This is a genomic window from Phyllobacterium sp. SYP-B3895, from assembly GCF_009647635.1.
GTDB classification, from domain to species: Bacteria; Pseudomonadota; Alphaproteobacteria; order Rhizobiales; family Rhizobiaceae; genus Phyllobacterium; species Phyllobacterium pellucidum.
Genome location: NZ_WJIG01000003.1, coordinates 557,803 through 577,840 on the forward strand (window position 1 = coordinate 557,803; position 20,038 = coordinate 577,840).

A 20,038-nucleotide genomic window follows, 5' to 3' on the forward strand; every position below is an offset into this window, starting at 1 on the left:
ATCCTGTCAGTCAGACCCATGCAATTAGCTCCGCAACAGGACGAAGCGCTACGAGCGGTTTCGACATGGCTGAAGGAAGGGCGACGGCCGATCTTTCGCCTGTTCGGCTATGCCGGCACCGGCAAGACAACGCTCGCCCGTTACTTCGCCGAACATATCGATGGCGACGTCCAGTTTGCGGCCTTTACCGGCAAGGCGGCGCAGGTGCTGCGCTCGAAGGGCGCGGCAAATGCACGGACGTTGCATTCGCTGATTTACCGGCCGCGCGGCGAAGAGGCTGTCGAAGACCAGACCACGGGCAAGACCAGTATCGCGCCGACTTTTTCGCTGAACCGGCAAAGCCCCGTCGCCAAGGCCAAGCTCATCGTCGTCGACGAATGCTCGATGGTTGACGAACAGCTTGGCAAGGATCTGCTGAGTTTCGGCACGCCCATCCTTGTTCTCGGCGATCCGGGCCAGTTGCCGCCGATTTCCGGCGGCGGCTTCTTTACCGAGCACGAGCCGGATTTTCTCTTGAGCGAGATTCACCGGCAGGCGCGCGATAATCCGATCATACGGCTGGCACTTGACGTGCGCGAAGGTCGCGAATTCGGCTATGGCGACTATGGCGCGGCCAAGGTCATCTCCAAGACCGACGTGACCCAGGACCTCGTGCTTGGCGCCGACCAGGTGCTGGTCGGAACGAACCGCACACGCCGCCGTTACAACCAGCGCCTGCGCGAACTCAAGGGCTTTTCCGCCGCCTTTCCGCAGGCTGGCGACAAGCTGGTTTGCCTGCGCAACGACCCGGCCAAGGGCTTGCTCAATGGCTCGCTGTGGAAGGTTATGACCTCGTCGCGGGAGACCGTGAAGCCGGGCATCAATCTTCTCGTTTCGCCTGAAGATGAGGAACCGGGCAGGGGTGTTGCCAAGATCAAGCTCCTGAAGGCGCAGTTCGATGACCCCGACGCTGAAATTCCATGGCAGACGAAAAAGCGCTTCGACGACTTCGACTATGGCTATGCGCTGACGACCCACAAGGCGCAGGGTTCGCAATGGGACGATGTCGTGCTCTTCGACGAAAGCTTTGCGTTCCGCGATACCCGCGAGCGCTGGCTCTATACGGCCATTACCCGCGCCGCCGAGCGATTGACGGTTGTCCGGTAGGGCAGACCATGCGTCCGTAACATGGATCGTTCAAATTTCGATCTGCCCTTGAACGAATTACCAATGTCTTATGTCGTATTTCTCAGATAGAACTGTGTGAGACGTTCCTGCGTGGAAATTCGACGATGACTGCAACACTCTCCGTCAACCTCAACGCTATTGCGATGCTACGCAACCGCCGCGACCTGCCGTGGCCGAGCGTGACCGGCCTCGGGCGCATAGCGCTGGCGGCCGGAGCGTCCGGCCTGACGGTTCACCCGCGACCGGACGAGCGCCATATACGTTTCTCGGATCTGCCCGAAATTCGTGCGCTCATCGACGATGAATTCCCCGACGCCGAGTTCAACATAGAAGGTTATCCGACGGCGGAGTTTCTCGAACTCGTCGCCAGGAACGAGCCGGAACAAGTGACCCTTGTTCCCGACGATCCATCGCAATCGACCTCAGATCACGGTTGGGATGTCGTCGCGAAGGCAGATTATCTCCGCCCGATCATCGCCGGGCTGAAAGAGCGCGGCGCGCGCGTTTCCCTGTTCATCGATCCCGATCCGGAAGCGCCCGCCGGGGCCCAGGCACTCGGGGCTGACCGCGTCGAACTCTATACCGGTCCCTATGGCGGCGCCTTCGATGATCCGCGCCGTGCGGCCGAAGGACTTTCGAAGCTGGAAGTCACCGCTGCGGCGGCTGCGAAGGTAGGAATTGCGGTCAATGCCGGACATGACCTGACCGTCGCCAACCTGCCGCCTCTGGTCAAGAAAGTGCCAAATCTGGTTGAAGTTTCAATAGGTCATGGCCTGACCGCCGACGCTTTGACACACGGAATGTCGCGCTCTGTGGAAAGATTCCTCGATGCGCTACGAGCTTAGCCCCTTGATAAGGGTGCGCGATTTGATTTGCCATGCGTTTTTGCATACCGTTAGTCTAGAGCTATGAAGAAATGGCGATTGATATTGCGATGCAACACGGCTAACTCGTCCGCCCACGCTGTCAGAGCGAGGAAAAAATTGCATGAGTGACCAGCAATTGGCTGACGAGAACTACTACAAAGATCCCGTCACCCATGACCCGGATATGCATCACCACAAAGAGACGTTTCCGGTCCTTGTGCTTGGGGCACTCGGCGTCGTCTATGGTGATATCGGCACGAGCCCGATCTATGCTTTCCGCGAGGCGCTTCACGCTGCTTCCCTTGATGGAAGCCTGAGCCGGACTGACGTGCTCGGCGTCGTCTCGATGATCTTCTGGGCCCTCACGGTCATTGTCACCATAAAATATGTGCTTTTCGTGCTGCGCGCCGACAATGACGGCGAAGGCGGCATTCTTTCCTTGATGGCCTTGGCACGGGCGAGCTTCAAGACTCGCCCGCAACTTATTCTGGCCCTCGGGATTATCGGGGCGTCGCTGTTTTACGGCGATGCAGTGATCACGCCGGCGATTTCCGTGCTTTCGGCGGTGGAAGGCCTCGAGATCGTCACGCCCACGTTGGAGCCGTTCATCGTCCCGATTACGCTGGTCATTCTGCTCACGCTGTTTTCCATCCAGCGCTTCGGCACGGCGCGTGTCGCGACCGTTTTCGGTCCGATTACCTTGCTCTGGTTCCTTGCCCTCGGCTTCTTCGGTCTTTGGCATCTTGCCGATGACCTCAGCGTCTTCGCCGCCGCCAATCCGGTCTATGCCTTCGAATATATCATCGACAATCCGGCTACCGCCTTCCCGACCATCGGTACGGTATTCCTGGCCGTCACCGGTGCGGAGGCGCTCTACGCCGACCTCGGGCATTTCGGCCGCAAACCCATAGCCACGGCGTGGATGTGGGTCGTTTTTCCGTGCCTGCTCTTGAACTATTTCGGTCAGGGCGCCTTCATTCTCGCGCATGGCGAAGCGGCCAAGAATCCTTTCTTCGAAATGTTTCCGAACTGGGCGCTCCTGCCCATGGTCATTCTCGCCACGATGGCGACGGTCATCGCCAGCCAGGCGGTCATCTCGGGTGCCTATTCGCTGTCGCGTCAGGCCGTGCAACTCAATCTTCTGCCGCGTCTGAATATCGAGCATACCTCGGAGAAACAGTCCGGCCAGGTCTATCTGCCACGGGTCAATGTACTCCTCGGCCTCGTTGTCATCTTGCTGGTTCTCGGCTTCGAGCGCTCGTCCAATCTTGCATCGGCCTATGGCATTGCCGTCACCGGCAACATGCTGGTCACGACGACCCTGCTGTTCATCGTCATGCTCCGCATCTGGAAGTGGCGTCTTTGGGTCGCAATCTGCCTGACGCTTTCCTTCCTTATCATCGATCTGACCTTCGTCAGCGCCAATCTGATCAAGGTCGTCGATGGCGGCTGGGCTTCGCTCGTCGTCGCCTTCCTGATCATCCTCGTCATGTTCACCTGGGTGCGCGGCAGCCGCCAGCTCTTCGAAAAGACGCGCAAGGGCGAAGTGCCGCTTGATCTGATCTCGCGCAAGATGGCCGAGAACCCGCCGACGCTGGTTCCGGGTACGGCCGTCTTCCTCACCGGCGATCCAAAAAGCACGCCGACGGCACTGATGCACAGCCTCAAGCACTACAAGGTCCTGCACCAGAACAATGTCATACTCACGGTCATCACCGCGCCGACGCCGCTGGTAAAGAAGAGCGAGCGCGTACGGATCGAACCGATCAACGACCTGTTCATGCGGGTGACCCTGACCTTCGGCTACATGGAACGCCCCAATATTCCCCGCACCCTCGCCATCTGCCGCAAGCAGGGCTGGAAGTTCGACATCATGACGACGTCCTTCTTCCTGTCGCGGCGTTCGCTGAAAGCTTCGGCGCGGTCCGAAATGCCGCGCTGGCAGGATCGGCTGTTTATTGCGCTCGCTCGCACCGCAAGCGACGCGACGGAGTATTTCCAGATCCCGACCGGGCGCGTCGTCGAAATCGGTACGCAGGTGAATATTTAGAGCATTCCCTGTTTAGTTAGGACATGCTCGAGGCCGCATCCGGCCGGTGTCAAGCCCCGGCCGCCAACGCCATGCCAATTCATTCTGTATCGAAAAATATTTGCGCCATCGCGCTTGCCAAATGCCCTGCATCGTATTAGAAACCCGGCCGTAACGTACGGTACGGTACGGCAGGGAGTTAACGCGTGCACCCCACAGTCGATGTCAGCGAAAGCGGATTGACCGAGCGTCAGAAGGACGTGCTCGATGCGGCGCTCGCGCTTCTCGTTGAGGCCGGCGACACGCTTACGATGACAAGCGTTGCGCGCCGTGCCAGTTGCTCGAAGGAAAGCCTCTACAAGTGGTTCGGCGACCGCGACGGTCTCTTGACCGCAACGGTGCAATGGCAGGCCCTGAAGGTGAGGGGCGTGCCGGTCGATCCAGAGGCTTTCAATCTTGCCTCGCTGACCGCGGGGCTCGAAGGCTTCGCTGCCGATTGGCTGCGTGTGTTGTCGGGCAATATTTCGGTCGCGCTCAACCGGGTCGCCGTTGGTCATGCCGGCAGCGACAAGCACGATCTTGGCGCGATCGTGCTCGAAAACGGCCCGTTCGCCATGGCGCGGCGCTTGAAGCCCTTGCTGCAGCTCGGGCGGGAGACCGGCCTTTTGCAATTTCAGGAAACGGACGAGGCGTTTCGCACTTTCTTCGGACTTGTCGTCCGGGACGTGCAAATCCGGTTGCTGCTTGGCGACCGGCTCGGATTGAACGAGACGGCGATCGACCGTGACGCAAGGCGAGCGACACAGCAGTTTCTGGCTCTTTACGGAATTAACACCAACCAGGCCGGGAACGGCCACCAATCCTAACCAAGGGAAGGAATAAATCGATGCGCGTATATTATGACCGCGATGCGGACATCAACCTCATTAAGTCGAAGAAGGTTGCCATTATTGGCTATGGTTCGCAGGGCCGCGCCCATGCGCTGAACCTCAAGGACTCCGGCGCCAAGGACGTGCGCATTGCGCTTCGCCCTGGCTCCGCCACCGCCAAGAAGGCCGAGGCTGACGGCTTCCAGGTCGTCAGCGTTGCCGAGGCTGCCAAATGGGCCGATCTGATGATGATGGCAACGCCGGACGAACTGCAGGCCGACATCTACAAGGAACATATCGCTGACAACATCCGCGACGGCGCTGCGATCGCCTTCGCGCACGGCCTCAACGTGCATTTCGGCCTTATCGAGCCGAAGAAGAGCGTCGACGTGGTCATGATCGCCCCGAAGGGCCCGGGCCACACGGTACGCGGCGAATACCAGAAGGGCGGCGGCGTTCCCTGCCTCATCGCCATCCATCAGGATGCTTCCGGCAATGCGCATGATCTCGCGCTTTCCTATGCTTGCGGCGTTGGCGGCGGGCGTTCCGGCGTCATCGAGACCAATTTCCGCGAAGAGTGCGAAACCGACCTCTTCGGCGAGCAGGTCGTTCTGTGCGGCGGTCTGGTCGAACTGATCCGCGCCGGCTTTGAAACGCTGGTCGAGGCTGGCTATGCGCCGGAAATGGCCTATTTCGAGTGCCTGCACGAAGTGAAGCTGATCGTCGACCTTATCTACGAAGGCGGCATCGCCAACATGAACTATTCGATCTCGAATACGGCCGAATGGGGCGAATATGTCTCAGGTCCGCGCATCATCACCGCCGAGACCAAGGCCGAGATGAAGCGTGTTCTGAAAGATATCCAGACCGGCAAGTTCACGTCCGACTGGATGCAGGAATACAAGGCCGGCGCATCGCGCTTCAAGGGCATCCGCCGCATGAACGACGCCCACCAGATCGAGGAAGTCGGCGAAAAGCTGCGCGGCATGATGCCGTGGATCGGCAAGAACAAGCTGGTCGACAAGGCCAAGAACTAAGACATTATCGTCTGAAGCAGGAAGGCCGGCGGAGCGATCCGCCGGCCTTTTCGCGCTCTGCAATTACAGATCACATTGCCGCCGTGGTGCATTATACGGCTGGAACGTGTTGTCGGAAGGGCGGTACGACTGGTAACGCGCGCGGCAGCGTTCGACCTGGCTCGGTCCGGACGGCCCGACCGGACGGCGAACGCGAAAATCGTAGCAGCGCGACGAACCCGTACAATCAGGCGAGGCAATATTCGCAGGCGAACCATTCTTGAGGATGATCGGCTGGCGCGGGATGACGTCGAGGCCACGCGGCGCCGGGCGATAGGTCTGCACTTCCTGTGCCGATGCGACGCTCATCGAGGTCGTCGCGGCGAGGCAGATGGCGAGGGCAATTGGGAGGTTTTTCATTTGTCCGGTCTTTCCATTCGCACAACAATATAGGAGCGAAGCGCCACGATAGCCACTGGTGGTCATCGCCGAACCCGATTAGGTTCCTGAAAAGCAACGTTGCTTTGTACCGAATGGTTTCAACCTGGACCCCTCCGCATGCCCGTCCGCATCGCTACCTTCAATGTCGAGAACCTGATGAGCCGGTTCGATTTTTCCGGGTTCCGTAACAATCTCAACATGGATCGTTCGCTCCAGCTCTTTCAGATTCAGGACGAGGCGCAGTTCAGGCAGCTCGAACAGGCCCGCGCCATTGCCCATGCGGACGATACGCGCCAATTGACGGCGCTGGCGATTGCCGAAACCCATGCCGACATATTGTGCCTGCAGGAAGTCGACAATATCGGCGCGCTGAATGCTTTCGAGTTCGGCTACCTGTTCAAAATGGTGGGCGAGGGCTACCGCCACAAATACATGGTCGAAGGCAATGACAGCCGCGGCATCGATGTCGCCGTGCTCCTGCGCGACCAGACGCGCCATGGTGAGCCGATCGAATTCGTTTCCATGACCAGCCACGCGCATGTGACCTATGACGATTTCGGGCTTTACGATCCGCAGCTCGGCCTTGTTGGGATCACCGCCAATGAGCGCATTTTCAAGCGCGACTGCCTGGAGATCGATGTGCGCATCGCCGGCAAGCCGCTCAGCCTCTTCGTCTGCCATTTCAAATCGATGGGCTCGCCGCGCAATGGTCTCGACGGGCGAACATCGACCATGCCGGTCCGCCTCGCAGAGGCGAAGGCCGTGCGGCGCATCATCAGCGAAAAGTTTGCGGCAAGTGGCGGCCCGGCGGACAAGCATTGGGTGATTTGCGGCGATTTCAACGATTATCGCGAGCGGGTGGTGATCGGCGGCGATTCCATGAGCGGCTATACGTTTGCCCCCGTCAACGACCCGGTCAGCTGTGTCGACGTCCTGCTCGAGGGCGGGTTCTGCGAAAATCTGGTGGAGAGGCGGCCGATCATGGACCGCTGGACGCTTTATCATACGCGCGGCCCGCAGGAACGGCATCTTTGCCAACTCGACTATATCCTGGCCTCGCCGGAGCTTGCCCGTTCCAACGGCAAGGTTCTCCCCGACATCATCCGCAACGGCCAGCCGCACCGGACAATCTTTCCGCCCGGCCAGGAGGTCGATCGCTTTCCACGCACTGGCTGGGACCGGCCCAAGGCCAGTGATCATTGCCCGGTGGCAGTCACTCTCGATATGGTTTGAACAATGCTGGATATTCCGGAAGGCGTCGTCATTCCGCTGAAGAGCGCGACCGTGCGCATCGACGGCGCACCTCTGACCTATGAATTGCAGAACAGCGCGAATATTGCGGCAAACTGGTCGCGCGCGACTGCCGACAACCCTGCCTTGTTCAATGGTCCGTTCTTCATGGCGGAGGAGGCATCGGTTGCGGGTGGCGATTTCCGCGCGCGATATCACCGCACGCGCTTTGCAACGATGATGCACTGGAAGGGCAATGCTTCCGTCGAAAAGCCCTTGCACATTTTTGGCGTGGGCGTCATCGTTTCCAGCGACAACAGGTTGATCGCCGGCCGCATGGCGCCTTCGACGTCGGCCGCGGGCCGCATCTATTTTCCAGCCGGATCCTTCGACGAGGACGATGTCGTCGGCGACCATATCGATATCGACGGCAATATGATGCGTGAAGTCGAAGAGGAAACCGGCATTGATCTTTCGCGGGCGGCAAGCAGGGACGATGCCCTGTATCTCGTAACCGTAAACCGCAGCATTGCGCTGTTCCGCCGCCACTATTTCGATCTGACCGCCGCGACCATTCTCGATCGCATCCGCGCGCACATTGCCTCGGAAAACGATCCGGAACTCGATGACATCGTTGCGATTTCCGGCGCCGGTGCAATGCGCGAGGCGACTCCTCCGACATTCCGCGCCTTTGCAGACTGGCACTTCGGCCGGTCTTGAGCTTGCGCCACAAGAGCGTAAGCTTTCGGGTCTCGGACCCGTCCAGAATGTAACCGTCACAAGCTTTGGCTTGAATGAGCGGGACCATCCACTAATTTCTGCGGCATTCACGCGGGGAGAAACGCAAATGGCTGGCCGGAACTACGAAGTTTACGACGTCTTTACGGACAAGGTACTGGCGGGAAATCCCTTGGCTATCGTCCACGATACCGATGGGCTCGACAGCGAGGCAATGCAGAAGATTGCGCGGGAGTTCAACCTTTCCGAAACGGTGTTCGTGCTTGCGGCCAAGAATCCGGCACATACGGCCTGGGCGCGTATCTTCACACCGGACTATGAGATGCCGTTCGCCGGTCATCCGACCGTCGGCACGGCGATTTCACTGGCGCAACGACGCTTTGGCGCCGTCGAGGAGGACCAGGACGCACTGATCATTCTTGAGGAGCAGGTTGGCCCGGTCCGCTGCGGCGTCCGGCTTACCGCGAGCGGTGCCTTTGCGGAGTTCGACCTGCCGAAGCTTCCCGTGCAGATACCCTACAATTACGACAGGATCGCAATTGCCAACGCGCTGCGGCTCGAACCGCGGGAGATCGGCTTCGAAAATCATGTGCCGAGCATCTGGGACGCGGGCGTGCCATTCATGATGGTCCCGGTCCACGGTCTCGAATCGGCCGGCCGCATCCGCATCAACCAGACGGCCATGAAGGATGTTGCCCCGACCATCGGGCATCGCCAGTTGCCGGTCTACTGCTATTGCCGCGAAACTATCCTGCACGACAGCCATTTCCATTCGCGCATGTTCGTCAGCGATGACGGCACCTACGAGGATCCCGCGACAGGCTCGGCGACGGCGGCCTTTGCCGGCGCCATCCACGCCTTCGACAGGCCGCTTGACGGAGTGCTGCGGCTCTCGATCGAACAGGGCCACGAGATGGGCAGGCCGTCGCGCCTGCAACTGGAGCTGGATATTGCCGAGGAGAAGCTCCTTAGCGCGCGTATTGGCGGTTCGGCGGTCAAGATCGCGGAGGGCCGTCTTTTTGCTTGATATGCTGCCTTGCGCTGTTCCTGTGCGCGGCCGTCATAAAGTTTTCAAGAAGGGCTGGACAGGCAGGAAATGCCCCGTTATAGAGCCCTCACTTTCGGTCGTCACAGCGGCTGACGGGCACATAGCTCAGTTGGTAGAGCAGCTGACTCTTAATCAGCGGGTCGTAGGTTCGATCCCTACTGTGCCCACCATTCTTTCGAAAAAAGGGCCGCATGGCCCTTTTTTCATGTACGCGAGGCAGGCTCAACCTGCCGGCAAACGCTAGAGGAGACTTCCCATGAGCATCCGTCGTATTGAAGTTGGTCCACGCATGAGCCAGGCCGTTATCCATGGCAACACGGTATATCTTGCCGGCCAGGTCGGTGGCCCGGGCAAGAGCGTTACCGAGCAGACCAAGGATGTGCTTGCGGCCGTCGATCGCCTGCTCAAGGAGGCCGGCACCGACAAGTCGAAGCTGCTCCAGGCCATTATCTGGCTCGACGACATGAAGGACTTCAGCGAGATGAACGCCGTATGGGATAGCTGGGTCGATCCGGCCAATACGCCCGCGCGCGCGACCGGCGAAGCCAAGCTCGCAACGCCCGAATACAAGGTCGAGATCATCATCACCGCCGCTCTCTGATTCGCTTTGGCGCACCTCAATGTGCGCCATTCTTGAAGCGGTTGTCACCATCCTGCCGCAAAAGGCGGTTTCTTTGCAGCAAAGCCCGAGTAAATTGCTCGGGCAGGCTGGATTTTTGGCGCGGAAATGCATAAAGTCCGCGCTTCTCCGGATTGCCACAGGGGCAATTCTTCAAACGCTTGTCTGATTGTAGCCAATTGCTATTGCGCAAGACGAGGCAAGCATGGGTAAGGAAAACGATTGCAAGTACTCGTTCGAGACAACAATGTTGAACAGGCCCTCCGGGTCCTGAAGAAAAAGATGCAGCGGGAGGGACTCTTCCGCGAAATGAAGGCGCGCCAGGCATTCGAAAAGCCGTCCGAGCGCCGTGTCCGTGAAAAAGCTGAAGCCGTCAGCCGCGCCCGCAAGGCAGCGCGCAAGCAGGCACAGCGCGAAGGCCTCCTGCCAGGGCCGAAGAAGAAGGAACGCCCGCCGCGTCCGAATGGCAATAGCGGTGGCGATTTCAACCGATAGTCGGTGACCGGCCCGTCCGGTCATTTTTTAAAGCGAGAAAACCCGCACGGCCTTGCCGGGGCGGGTTTCGTTTTTTCCTGGCCCTGTATGGTCGGCAGGGATCATCACTTGGGCGGTTTCCAGAAAGTGCCTCCTTGCGCGGCCCCACAGCCTGCCTATTCATGCGGGCATTCAGTCATGCATCATGGAGACAAGCATATGGCGCTCAAGCTCAACATTATCATTGCCAGCACACGCCCCGGTCGTGGCGGCCCGGCAGTCGCAAAGTGGTTTCATGAATTTGCCAGCTTGGATGCCCGGTTCGAAACCGCGCTGATCGACCTTGCCGAGATCAATCTGCCTCTCCTTGATGAACCGCATCATCCCCGCATGCAGAAATATGAAAAGGCTCATACCAAGCGTTGGAGCAGCCTCGTCGATGCGGCAGACGCAACCGTGTTCGTCACGCCGGAATATGATTATTTTGCTCCGCCATCGCTCATCAACGCTTTGATTTACCTGTCCAAGGAGTGGAATTACAAACCGGCCGGATTTGTCAGCTATGGCGGCGTATCCGGCGGCTTGCGTTCGGTCGAGTCGGTAAAAGGGCTGGTTGCGGGCTTGCGCATGATGCCGATTCCCGATGGCGTTGCCGTGCATTCGTATCAGCAGTTCATCGATGATGAAGGCGTCTTCCAGCCTACCGAATCGATGACGGGCAGCGCGGCGACAATGCTGGCGGAGCTTGCCAAGTGGGCAGAGGCCCTGAAGCCGCTGCGCGCTTGATCTGACGTATTGACCCGCTTGACAACAGCGTTGCAGGCGGGTCTCTTAGAGACATTCACCAGGGGGGTCCCGACAAGGGGCTGAGATACTGCTGGCCATCGGCAAGCGCAGTGACCCGTTGAACCTGATCCAGTTCATACTGGCGTAGGGACGGTGCAAAAGTCTGCGCGGGCCAGGGATCTCCTGTTGTAGTTCGCACAAGCCTTTCATCCTTCCGGCACAGAACTGGGTTTCGCGCCTGCATGGCCATAATGGCATGCGGGCAATTTGAACTGGCGGGCGTTTTTGAGCGTTCGCGGAGCAAAGGAACCTGATGATGACCGCAATTACTCCAATCGTTTCGACCGGCGCACTCCCGGCATCGACGAAGGTCTACAAGACCGGGCGCATATATGCGGATTTGCGCGTACCGATGCGCGAAGTTGCCGTGCATCCAACGGCGGGCGAGCCCAATATCACCGTCTATGATGCGTCCGGCCCCTATAGCGATCCGCTCGTGACGATCGATATTGCGCAGGGCCTGCCACGCATGCGGGAGGCCTGGCTTGAGGCGAGGGGCGACACGATTGTTTATGACGGCCGCCACGTTCTCCCCGCCGATAATGGCTTTGCGACCGGCGAACGCCTGACGCCGGCTTTCTCCGGCCTCAGCAGGCCACGCCGATCCAGGGACGGCCGTGCGGTTACCCAACTCGCCTATGCGCGGGCAGGGATCGTTACGCCGGAGATGGAGTTTGTCGCGATTCGCGAAAACCTTGGGCGCGAGGCGGCGAGGAACGCGTTGGTGCGCGACGGCCAATCCTTCGGAGCAGCGATACCGGACTATGTGACGCCCGAATTCGTGCGCGACGAGATCGCGCGAGGCAGGGCGATCATCCCGGCCAATATCAACCACCCGGAACTCGAGCCGATGATCATCGGCCGCAATTTCCTCGTCAAGATCAATGCCAATATCGGCAATTCCGCCGTCACCTCTTCGATGGCCGAGGAGGTCGAGAAAATGGTCTGGGCGACGCGCTGGGGCGCGGATACGGTCATGGACCTTTCGACCGGGCGCAATATTCACAATATTCGCGAGTGGATCATCCGCAACGCGCCAGTGCCGATCGGCACGGTGCCGCTCTATCAGGCGCTGGAAAAGGTGGGCGGTATCGCTGAGGATCTGAGCTGGGAGATTTTTCGCGACACGCTGATCGAACAGGCGGAACAGGGCGTCGACTATTTCACCATCCATGCCGGGGTGCGGCTTCATTACATCCCGCTCACCGTCAACCGGGTGACCGGCATTGTCTCGCGCGGCGGTTCGATCATGGCGAAGTGGTGCCTGCATCACCACAGGGAAAGCTTCCTTTACGAGCATTTCGCGGAAATCTGCGATATTTGCCGCGCCTATGATGTCTCCTTCTCCCTGGGCGACGGGCTGCGGCCTGGGTCGATCGCCGATGCCAACGATGCGGCGCAATTTGCCGAACTCGAGACGCTCGGCGAACTTACCCGGATCGCCTGGGCCAAGGATTGTCAGGTGATGATCGAAGGGCCCGGCCACGTGCCGATGCACAAGATCAAGGAGAACATGGACAAGCAGCTCGCGGTTTGCGGCGAGGCTCCATTCTATACGCTAGGACCGCTGACGACAGATATCGCACCCGGCTACGATCACATCACCTCGGGCATCGGCGCGGCAATGATCGGCTGGTTCGGCACAGCAATGCTCTGCTACGTCACGCCCAAGGAGCATCTCGGCCTGCCCAATCGGGACGATGTCAAGGTCGGCGTCATCACCTACAAGATCGCCGCCCATGCGGCCGACCTTGCCAAGGGCCATCCGGCGGCGAAACTGCGCGACGACGCGCTGTCGCGGGCGCGTTTCGAGTTCCGCTGGGAAGACCAGTTCAACCTGTCGCTCGATCCGGAAACCGCGCGCCTCTACCACGATGAGACCCTTCCGAAAGAAGCGCACAAGGTGGCGCATTTCTGCTCGATGTGCGGGCCGAAATTCTGCTCGATGCGCATTTCGCACGAAATCAGGGCGGAGGCTCAGAAGGAAGGCATGGCGGCGATGGCGGCGAAATTCCGCGAGGGCGGCGATCTCTATATGCCGCTGGAAAATGGCGGCTGATCCCATGGCGGTGCTTGTCAAAGGCGCTGGCGTTGCCGGCCTGGCGGTTGCGCATGAACTGATGGTGCGCGGTATCGAGGTGACCGTGGTCGATCCAGCGCCCGGAGGCCTAAGGGCCGCATCCTGGTATGCCGGCGGTATGCTCGCGCCCTATTGCGAACGGGAAAGCGCCGAGCAAGCCGTCGTCGAGCTTGGACGAGGGGCAGCCGATTGGTGGGAGGAAGCACTGCCCGGCAGCGTGACCCGGAACGGCACGCTGGTCCTCGCCCCGGCGCGCGACCATAAGGAACTCGACCGCTTTGGCGCGCGCACGTCCGGCTTCGAAATGATCGATGAAGTAGAGATCACGGCGCTTGAGCCCGACCTTTCCGGCCGCTTTCACAAGGGGCTTCATTTCCCCCGCGAAGCGCATCTCGATCCTCGCCACGCATTGATCGGTCTTGCCGCAAAGCTTGCCGCCTGCGGTGTCTCTTTCGAAACCGATCTGTCGGCCCGGTCGGCCTTCGACTGGACCATAGAATGTGTCGGCCGCGCGACGCAGGACGCGAACATTCGCGGCGTGCGCGGCGAAATGCTGCTTTTGCGCACGCCGGACGTTGCCCTGTCACGGCCGATACGGCTCATTCATCCACGCTTTCCCGTCTACATCGTGCCAAGGGCAGGACAGACCTTCATGGTCGGCGCAACGATGATCGAAAGCGATGCGACCGGGCCGATCACGGCGCGCTCGATGATGGAACTGCTGAATGCCGCCTATAGCCTCCATCCCGCCTTTGGCGAGGCTGAGATCGTGGAGACTGGAACCGGTATCCGGCCGGCCTATGCCGACAACCTGCCGCGCGTCGTCCGCAACGGCAACGCAATCAGCATCAATGGACTTTTCCGCCACGGTTTCCTGCTTGCTCCCGCCATGGCGCGGCAGGCTGCGGACATGATTTTCGATGAAAGGAACAAGGCGCAATGAAACTCATCGTCAACGGTGAAACGCGTGAGGTCGGGGCGCAATTCCTCAACGCGCTGCTGAGCGAGCTGGAGTTCGAGGGCGAATGGCTTGCGACAGCGCTGAATGGCGAACTCGTCCGCTCGGCCGAGCGTGCAGACTGCGCGCTCCGGGAGGGGGACCGCATCGAAATTCTGACGCCGCGGCAGGGAGGCTGACCATGCTGACGCTTTACGGTACCGAACTTCATTCGCATTTGCTGCTCGGAACCGCGCAATACCCATCGCCGGCAATTCTGCTCGACGCCATTAAGGCCTCAGGCACCGGGGTCGTCACGGTTTCCTTGCGCCGCGAGACGGCGGGTGGAAGTTCCGGCGAAAGGTTCTGGTCGTTGATCCGCTCGTCCGGCATGCGCGTGCTGCCGAATACGGCCGGCTGCCATTCGGCGAAGGAAGCGGTGCTGACGGCACAGATGGCGCGTGATCTCTTCGCCACGGATTGGATCAAGCTCGAAGTCATCGGCAACCACGACACGCTGCAACCGGATGTTTTCGCGCTGGTCGAGGCCGCGGGTATCCTCAGCAACGAGGGATTCAAGGTCTTTCCCTATACGACCGACGACCTTGTCGTCGCCGGGAGGCTGATCGATGCCGGCTGCGAGGTGCTGATGCCATGGTGCGCTCCGATCGGCTCGGCGCAAGGCCCGCTGAACCTGCATGCGCTGCGCTCGCTGCGCGGTCATTTTCCGGATGTCCCGTTGATTGTCGATGCCGGCCTCGGCCGTCCGTCGCATGCGGCGACCGTTATGGAACTCGGCTTTGATGCGATTCTGCTCAACACGGCCGTGGCGAAGGCAGGTGATCCGGTGGCGATGGCCGGCGCCTTCGCCAAGGCGACGGAGGCCGGCTACGCCGCATTTCGCGCCGGCATGCTCGAGCCGCGCGATGTTGCCGTGCCGTCAACGCCGGTGATCGGCAAAGCGGTTTTTGCCTAGACGATTGCTCCGTCGGGGTATGGTTTTGCAGAAGGATGAATGTTGAGATGATAGAAGTTGAAGCGGAAAAACCAAGGAACCTGCAGCTTTCGCCGCTGGCTTTCGTTCGCAAGCTTCCATATCGCACTCGATTGCCAGTGTTGGCGGTTGCCGCCACGTCCATTTTACTAACCGCGTGCGGCGATCGGTCCACGGCAATCAAGGAACTGGGCGGAAAGCAAATCCTCTGTCGGACCTACGACACTCCGACCAAGGAGGTTTTCGCGCGCTCTATTGAGGCAACTGACTCTATGACGCCTCTCGCGATTTCGCTGCGCACTGCCACGTACGGTGAAGATCGCCGCCAACACTTTATAGCGGCACTGCGCAGGTCCGGAGCATCTCACATATTCAGAAAGGGCGAGTGCGACACGGTAAGCAACGACTTATGTCTTATATCGGTGCAATGCAGGGAAGTGGCTCTTAACGCGATCCGTCCCGTTGCGAGAAGCTACTTACTGATTATCGACATCAAAGATGGAAAGTTCTTGCCTGTGAAAGCAACCCGCAGGCTCGATGACAACCCCGTGGATTCTACAACTGGACGAAAGAACCGAGGGATAGTTTTTTGGATTAGTAGGCCTCCAGATCTCACCAAACGAATTTATGATGCAGAGTACGAAGGAGGGTTTTGGCCGCTCGGCGAATAGATGTGATTTACCGAGAACAGGTTTGCCCTATCAGCTATCGAGCAAGGCTGCGACGTTGTGGTTTTCGCCGTAGACGAGGCAATCGGCTATGGTTGTCTTATCGAGGACGCCCCGCGTCACATTGGCCACCTCGTTGAAGACATGGCGAATCTCGCAGGTCGCTTCGCTGGCGCAATCCTCGCAGCGGCGATAGGCGATCTTGCTGAGGCAGGGGAGCGGCGCAATCGGTCCGTCGATGAGCCGGAGCACTTCGCCGAAAGTGATGTCCTCCGCGGACTTCAGTAGCAGATACCCGCCCATCTTGCCGCGACGGCTCATGACGATGCCCTGATGCTTCAGATCGAGAAGAATCTGCTCGAGGAACTTCTTTGGTATGTTCTGCTCTTCGGCGATGTCGGAGATAAAGAGCGCTTTCTCGGCATCCGCCCTGGCGAGCACGACAAGAGCCCGCAGTGCGTATTTGGCTTTTTGCGATATCATTTTCTCTGCCTGACCACCGTTTCAGCTGCAGTCATAGTCCGTCGCATACCATTTTCCAGTGTAGAAGTGTTAAAAATCTTAAGTTTTTTTGCGGCGGAGGAATGGCTTAAAAATGGCGTGTAAGGCGCTGAAAAATAAGAATTCATTAAGATATTTGCCTCTTTGCCGAAGATAGCTTCACACGTTTGATACACGATTGAACCGGTAGAGATTATTGACAAATGATTTCAAGCGGTCATCATCAGCTATCGGTTGACCCCAAAAGGCAACTGCACTCTGCAACCGAAACCATTATCGGAGGTCGCGATGTACAGTGAAGTATCGAGCATTTTCAATCGGGCCGAACGCTTGTGGCGCGACGTATTTACAGCCGAAACGTTGGAACTAGATACCGGCGACTCCAAGAAGCGTGACTGCGAGGAAGCGTCCGCCAAGCGCCATCGCAATTGGACGGAAGAAGACTTTCTCTGGTGCTGGCAGCATCGCGGTTTCTGGTAATCGCGAGCGTATCCGGCGGTCGGGAGCGACGCTCTGCAGGCAGTTGCTCCGCGCCACAATAGTTGTAGAATTTGGTTTCATTTATTGCTTAAACAATAGAACAAAAGTCCTTCCGCGCCGGGCACGCTCCGGCCATTCTGGCAAAAATTGCCCATCTTGAACCAGAGTGGCAATGGTCATCATTGCCGGTGCTTTCGCTCCCGGCCTGTGCGGGAGTTTTCCATGAAAAGACTATTGGTTTTGACGGCTGTGGCGCTCGGCCTCAGCCTTAATGCGGTGAAAGCGGCTGACGAGCCGAGCGAAATCCTCAACGTTTCCTACGACATTTCGCGCGAACTCTACGAGCAGATCGACAAGGCGTTTTCCGCTGCCTACAAGAGCGAGAAGGGCAAGGACATCACCGTCAACCAGTCGCACGCCGGCTCGTCCAAGCAGGCGCGCTCGATCCTTGAAGGCCTCGACGCCGATGTCGTGACCTTCAACCAGGTCACCGACGTTCAGGTCCTGCACGACAAGGGCAACTTCATCCCTGCCGACTGGCAGTCCCGCCTGCCGAATAATTCCTCGCCCTATTACTCGCTTCCCGCCTTCCTGGTGCGGGCGGGAAATCCCAAGAACATCAAGAACTGGGATGATCTTGTACGCGACGACGTCAAGGTCGTGTTTCCCAACCCGAAGACATCGGGCAATGCGCGCTATACCTATCTGGCTGCCTACGCCTATGCGCTCGAAGCCAACAACAAGGATGAAGCGAAAGCGCAGGAGTTCGTCAAGAAGCTGTTCGCCAATGTGCCGGTGTTCGACACGGGCGGGCGCGCGGCCACCACAACCTTTGCCGAGCGCGGCATTGGCGATGTGCTGATTACATTCGAGGCGGAAGTGCTCGGAACGCGCAAACAGCTTGGCGAGGACAAGTATGAAGCCGTCGTGCCGCCGGTCAGCCTCCTTGCCGAATTCCCGGTGACCGTCGTCGACAAGGTGGTCGACAAGCGCGGCTCGCGCGCCATCGCCGAGGATTACCTGAAGTTCCTTTATACACCGGAGGGTCAGGACATCCTTGCCCAAAACTTCAACCGTGTGAACGACGCATCGGTGAAGGCGAAATATGCCGCGCAGTTCCCGGAAACGCGGCTCCTCACGGTGGAAGATGTCTTCGGCGGCTGGGACAAGCTGTCCAAGGAGCATTTCTCCGAAGGCGGCATTCTCGACAAGGTTTTCACCAAGCGCTAACCGGACCGGCCAGCAGCTCATATGGCGCAGCGGCGATGCTGCGCCATTCTATTTTCAACCACGACTTGCATTCGGACATGCACAGGCTAGAAAGCTGGAATGTCATTGTTTTCAAGGTCTTCCTCGCGCGGAATTCTGCCAGGCTTCGGTCTCACCCTTGGTGTGACCTTGCTCTATTTCGTGGTGATCGTAGCGCTGCCGCTTGTTGCCATGCTCTACAAGTCGGCCAATCTCGGCTTTGCGGACTTCTGGGCGATCGTCACCTCTGAAAGAGCGCTTGCCACCTATCGCATCACGGTCTCGACGGCTGCGCTGGCAACCCTTCTCAATGCGATGTTCGGCATGCTGCTCGCCTGGGTGCTGGTGCGCTATGAGTTTCCGGGTCGCCGGTTGCTCGATGCCATTGTCGATTTGCCTTTCGCGCTGCCGACTGCGGTCGCAGGTCTTGCCCTGGTCACCGTATTTTCGGCCAATGGCTGGTTCGGCCGCTATCTCGAGCCGCTCGGTATCAAGGTCGCCTATGCGCCTCTCGGCATCGCGCTAGCCATGATGTTCACCAGCATCCCCTTCGTCATCCGTACGGTGCAGCCGGTACTGGAAGATCTTGCCAGTGACGTGGAAGAGGCGGCAAGATCCCTCGGCGCCTCCAATTTGCAGATATTCACGAGGGTCATCTGGCCGGCAATTTTGCCCGCATTTATAGCGGGTTGTAGCCTGTCCTTCGCCCGCAGCCTTGGCGAGTTCGGGGCGATCGTCTTCATCTCCGGCAACCTGCCTTTTGAAACCGAGGTGATGTCGTTGCTCGTTTTCATCCGGCTCGATGAATATGACTATCCGGCCGCCGCAGCGCTGGCGACAGTGATGCTGGTCACCGCCTTTCTCATGCTCGTCATAACCAACTCGATCCAGGCCTGGCATTTGAGATATGCAGAACGCAACTGAATCCGCGCTGCCCGCGCCGGCCGTCTCGGCCTATTCTTCGCACCGGCGCGGCAAACCTGCGGCGAGCGCAGTGCATCGCGTTCTCATCGGCGCCGCGTTCATCCTTTCGGGGCTCTTTATCGGCGTCCCCATGCTGGTGATCTTCACCTATGCCTTCCGCGAAGGCATGGGCGTCTATTTCTCGCAGATCACCCAGCCGGCGACGCTGCATGCCATCTGGCTGACGGTGCTTACCGCGATCGTGGTCGTGCCTATCAACATGGTGTTCGGCATCTGCGCCGCGTGGCTGGTGACGCGGTATCGCTTCCCGGGTCGCCAGCTGCTGATGAGCCTTATCGAGATTCCCTTTTCGGTCTCGCCGATCGTTGCCGGCGTGACGTATCTGTTTCTCTACGGCAGCCAGGGACTGCTCGGGCCGCTACTCGAAAGCTACGATATCAAGATCATGTTCACCGTGCCGGCGATCTTTCTCGTCAGCCTGTTCGTCACGAGCCCTTTCGTTGCCCGTGAACTCATTCCGCTGATGCAGACGCAGGGCAGCGAGGACGAAGAGGCAGCCATCACGCTGGGCGCCACCGGATTGCAGACGTTCCGCTATGTGACGCTGCCGAACATCAAATGGGCGCTGCTCTATGGCGCGGTGCTGTGCAATGCCCGCGTCATGGGCGAGTTCGGCGCAGTATCCGTCGTGTCCGGCGCCATTCGCGGCCAGACCAATACATTGCCGTTGCAGATCGAATTGCTGTTCAACGACTACAATGTTACCGGCGCCTTTGCCGCTTCATCGACATTGGCGTTGATCGCAATCGTGACGCTGGTGTTGAAGTATGCGCTCGAACGGAAGCAACGGGCAGGCTAGGGAA

At 59.2% G+C, this 20,038-nt stretch carries 20 protein-coding genes, 1 tRNA gene, 1 pseudogene and 1 riboswitch; of the genes and pseudogenes, 20 read left to right on the forward strand and 2 right to left on the reverse strand.

All coding sequences use genetic code 11. The features are described from left to right. Window positions 1–18 precede the first annotated feature (18 nt). From GF108_RS15255 to ilvC, 5 genes are all read left to right on the forward strand, one after another. Entirely contained in the window at window positions 19–1,146 is a 1,128-nt protein-coding gene (locus GF108_RS15255) for an ATP-dependent RecD-like DNA helicase (protein ID WP_153668738.1), read from the forward strand. Between the two features lie 125 nt (window positions 1,147–1,271). Next, entirely contained in the window at window positions 1,272–2,012 is a 741-nt protein-coding gene (locus tag GF108_RS15260; RefSeq protein WP_153668740.1) for a pyridoxine 5'-phosphate synthase, read from the forward strand. A 205-nt stretch (window positions 2,013–2,217) separates the two neighbouring features. Then, entirely contained in the window at window positions 2,218–4,083 is a 1,866-nt protein-coding gene (locus tag GF108_RS15265; RefSeq protein ID WP_246664004.1) for a potassium transporter Kup, read from the forward strand. A 185-nt stretch (window positions 4,084–4,268) separates the two neighbouring features. Beyond that, window positions 4,269–4,928 carry a TetR/AcrR family transcriptional regulator gene (locus tag GF108_RS15270; RefSeq protein ID WP_370462185.1) on the forward strand — a complete coding sequence of 220 codons (660 nt, stop codon included), beginning with the start codon at window positions 4,269–4,271 and terminating at the stop codon, window positions 4,926–4,928. 20 nt (window positions 4,929–4,948) lie between these two features. Beyond that, on the forward strand, window positions 4,949–5,968 hold the full coding sequence (gene ilvC / locus GF108_RS15275) for a ketol-acid reductoisomerase (protein ID WP_027231841.1): 1,020 nt from the start codon (window positions 4,949–4,951) through the stop codon (window positions 5,966–5,968). A 63-nt stretch (window positions 5,969–6,031) separates the two neighbouring features. Here ilvC and GF108_RS22480 read toward each other — a convergent pair. Next, a pseudogene (locus GF108_RS22480) lies at window positions 6,032–6,154 on the reverse strand (BA14K family protein); the annotation flags it as partial. 351 nt (window positions 6,155–6,505) lie between these two features. Here GF108_RS22480 and GF108_RS15285 point away from each other — a divergent pair. The 11 genes from GF108_RS15285 to GF108_RS15335 all read left to right on the forward strand — a co-directional run bounded on the left by GF108_RS15285 (window position 6,506) and on the right by GF108_RS15335 (window position 15,336). Next, on the forward strand, window positions 6,506–7,621 hold the full coding sequence (locus tag GF108_RS15285) for an endonuclease/exonuclease/phosphatase family protein (RefSeq protein ID WP_153668745.1): 1,116 nt from the start codon (window positions 6,506–6,508) through the stop codon (window positions 7,619–7,621). A gap of 3 nt (window positions 7,622–7,624) precedes the next feature. Further along, window positions 7,625–8,338, forward strand: coding sequence for an NUDIX hydrolase (locus GF108_RS15290; protein ID WP_153668747.1), 714 nt, complete (start codon window positions 7,625–7,627; stop codon window positions 8,336–8,338). A 127-nt stretch (window positions 8,339–8,465) separates the two neighbouring features. Beyond that, window positions 8,466–9,383, forward strand: coding sequence for a PhzF family phenazine biosynthesis protein (locus tag GF108_RS15295; protein WP_153668749.1), 918 nt, complete (start codon window positions 8,466–8,468; stop codon window positions 9,381–9,383). A gap of 115 nt (window positions 9,384–9,498) precedes the next feature. Beyond that, window positions 9,499–9,574, forward strand: a tRNA-Lys gene (locus GF108_RS15300). Between the two features lie 86 nt (window positions 9,575–9,660). Beyond that, a complete protein-coding gene (locus tag GF108_RS15305) occupies window positions 9,661–10,005 on the forward strand; it encodes a RidA family protein (protein ID WP_153668751.1) in 345 nt (114 codons plus the stop codon). A gap of 240 nt (window positions 10,006–10,245) precedes the next feature. Next, window positions 10,246–10,518, forward strand: a complete 273-nt coding sequence (gene rpsU, locus GF108_RS15310; protein ID WP_027231835.1) for a 30S ribosomal protein S21 — start codon at window positions 10,246–10,248, stop codon at window positions 10,516–10,518. A 198-nt stretch (window positions 10,519–10,716) separates the two neighbouring features. Continuing rightward, window positions 10,717–11,283: an NADPH-dependent FMN reductase gene (locus GF108_RS15315; protein ID WP_027231834.1), complete on the forward strand. Its 567-nt coding sequence runs from the start codon at window positions 10,717–10,719 to the stop codon at window positions 11,281–11,283. A gap of 50 nt (window positions 11,284–11,333) precedes the next feature. Beyond that, window positions 11,334–11,452, forward strand: a riboswitch (TPP riboswitch). Window positions 11,453–11,599: 147 nt separating this feature from the next. Then, entirely contained in the window at window positions 11,600–13,402 is a 1,803-nt protein-coding gene (gene thiC / locus GF108_RS15320; RefSeq protein WP_153668753.1) for a phosphomethylpyrimidine synthase ThiC, read from the forward strand. A gap of 4 nt (window positions 13,403–13,406) precedes the next feature. Continuing rightward, window positions 13,407–14,366 carry a glycine oxidase ThiO gene (thiO, locus tag GF108_RS15325; protein WP_153668755.1) on the forward strand — a complete coding sequence of 320 codons (960 nt, stop codon included), beginning with the start codon at window positions 13,407–13,409 and terminating at the stop codon, window positions 14,364–14,366. After that, entirely contained in the window at window positions 14,363–14,560 is a 198-nt protein-coding gene (gene thiS / locus GF108_RS15330) for a sulfur carrier protein ThiS (protein WP_153668757.1), read from the forward strand. The genes thiO and thiS overlap by 4 nt, the downstream gene beginning before the upstream one ends. Before the next feature lie 2 nt (window positions 14,561–14,562). Further along, window positions 14,563–15,336, forward strand: a complete 774-nt coding sequence (locus tag GF108_RS15335) for a thiazole synthase (protein WP_153668759.1) — start codon at window positions 14,563–14,565, stop codon at window positions 15,334–15,336. Between the two features lie 719 nt (window positions 15,337–16,055). Here GF108_RS15335 and GF108_RS15340 read toward each other — a convergent pair. Further along, window positions 16,056–16,505 (reverse strand): Rrf2 family transcriptional regulator, encoded by a 450-nt coding sequence (locus tag GF108_RS15340; RefSeq protein ID WP_153668761.1) that lies wholly within the window; start codon window positions 16,503–16,505, stop codon window positions 16,056–16,058. 306 nt (window positions 16,506–16,811) lie between these two features. On the opposite strand from GF108_RS15340, the gene GF108_RS15345 reads away from it, so the two are divergent. The 4 genes from GF108_RS15345 (at window position 16,812) to cysW (ending at window position 20,034) form a co-directional block, all read left to right on the forward strand. Beyond that, the gene (locus tag GF108_RS15345; protein WP_153668763.1) at window positions 16,812–17,003 is read left to right on the forward strand and encodes a hypothetical protein; all 192 of its coding nucleotides are present in this window, start codon (window positions 16,812–16,814) and stop codon (window positions 17,001–17,003) included. 222 nt (window positions 17,004–17,225) lie between these two features. Continuing rightward, entirely contained in the window at window positions 17,226–18,233 is a 1,008-nt protein-coding gene (locus tag GF108_RS15350; protein WP_091945166.1) for a sulfate ABC transporter substrate-binding protein, read from the forward strand. Window positions 18,234–18,332: 99 nt separating this feature from the next. Beyond that, entirely contained in the window at window positions 18,333–19,175 is an 843-nt protein-coding gene (cysT, locus tag GF108_RS15355; RefSeq protein WP_153668765.1) for a sulfate ABC transporter permease subunit CysT, read from the forward strand. Next, entirely contained in the window at window positions 19,159–20,034 is an 876-nt protein-coding gene (cysW, locus tag GF108_RS15360) for a sulfate ABC transporter permease subunit CysW (RefSeq protein WP_153668767.1), read from the forward strand. The genes cysT and cysW overlap by 17 nt, the downstream gene beginning before the upstream one ends. Window positions 20,035–20,038: the final 4 nt, after the last annotated feature.

What these genes read in the sequence shown, in the direction of transcription:
- GF108_RS15255 (WP_153668738.1), top strand. Translation starts at nt 19, where the DNA reads ATGCAATTAGCTCCGCAACAGGACGAAGCGCTACGAGCGGTTTCGACA.
- GF108_RS15260 (WP_153668740.1), top strand. Translation starts at nt 1,272, where the DNA reads ATGACTGCAACACTCTCCGTCAACCTCAACGCTATTGCGATGCTACGC.
- GF108_RS15265 (WP_246664004.1), top strand. Translation starts at nt 2,218, where the DNA reads ATGCATCACCACAAAGAGACGTTTCCGGTCCTTGTGCTTGGGGCACTC.
- ilvC (WP_027231841.1), top strand. Translation starts at nt 4,949, where the DNA reads ATGCGCGTATATTATGACCGCGATGCGGACATCAACCTCATTAAGTCG.
- GF108_RS15285 (WP_153668745.1), top strand. Translation starts at nt 6,506, where the DNA reads ATGCCCGTCCGCATCGCTACCTTCAATGTCGAGAACCTGATGAGCCGG.
- GF108_RS15290 (WP_153668747.1), top strand. Translation starts at nt 7,625, where the DNA reads ATGCTGGATATTCCGGAAGGCGTCGTCATTCCGCTGAAGAGCGCGACC.
- GF108_RS15295 (WP_153668749.1), top strand. Translation starts at nt 8,466, where the DNA reads ATGGCTGGCCGGAACTACGAAGTTTACGACGTCTTTACGGACAAGGTA.
- GF108_RS15305 (WP_153668751.1), top strand. Translation starts at nt 9,661, where the DNA reads ATGAGCATCCGTCGTATTGAAGTTGGTCCACGCATGAGCCAGGCCGTT.
- GF108_RS15315 (WP_027231834.1), top strand. Translation starts at nt 10,717, where the DNA reads ATGGCGCTCAAGCTCAACATTATCATTGCCAGCACACGCCCCGGTCGT.
- thiC (WP_153668753.1), top strand. Translation starts at nt 11,600, where the DNA reads ATGACCGCAATTACTCCAATCGTTTCGACCGGCGCACTCCCGGCATCG.
- thiO (WP_153668755.1), top strand. Translation starts at nt 13,407, where the DNA reads ATGGCGGTGCTTGTCAAAGGCGCTGGCGTTGCCGGCCTGGCGGTTGCG.
- thiS (WP_153668757.1), top strand. Translation starts at nt 14,363, where the DNA reads ATGAAACTCATCGTCAACGGTGAAACGCGTGAGGTCGGGGCGCAATTC.
- GF108_RS15335 (WP_153668759.1), top strand. Translation starts at nt 14,563, where the DNA reads ATGCTGACGCTTTACGGTACCGAACTTCATTCGCATTTGCTGCTCGGA.
- GF108_RS15340 (WP_153668761.1), bottom strand. Translation starts at nt 16,505, where the DNA reads ATGATATCGCAAAAAGCCAAATACGCACTGCGGGCTCTTGTCGTGCTC.
- GF108_RS15345 (WP_153668763.1), top strand. Translation starts at nt 16,812, where the DNA reads ATGTACAGTGAAGTATCGAGCATTTTCAATCGGGCCGAACGCTTGTGG.
- GF108_RS15350 (WP_091945166.1), top strand. Translation starts at nt 17,226, where the DNA reads ATGAAAAGACTATTGGTTTTGACGGCTGTGGCGCTCGGCCTCAGCCTT.
- cysT (WP_153668765.1), top strand. Translation starts at nt 18,333, where the DNA reads ATGTCATTGTTTTCAAGGTCTTCCTCGCGCGGAATTCTGCCAGGCTTC.
- cysW (WP_153668767.1), top strand. Translation starts at nt 19,159, where the DNA reads ATGCAGAACGCAACTGAATCCGCGCTGCCCGCGCCGGCCGTCTCGGCC.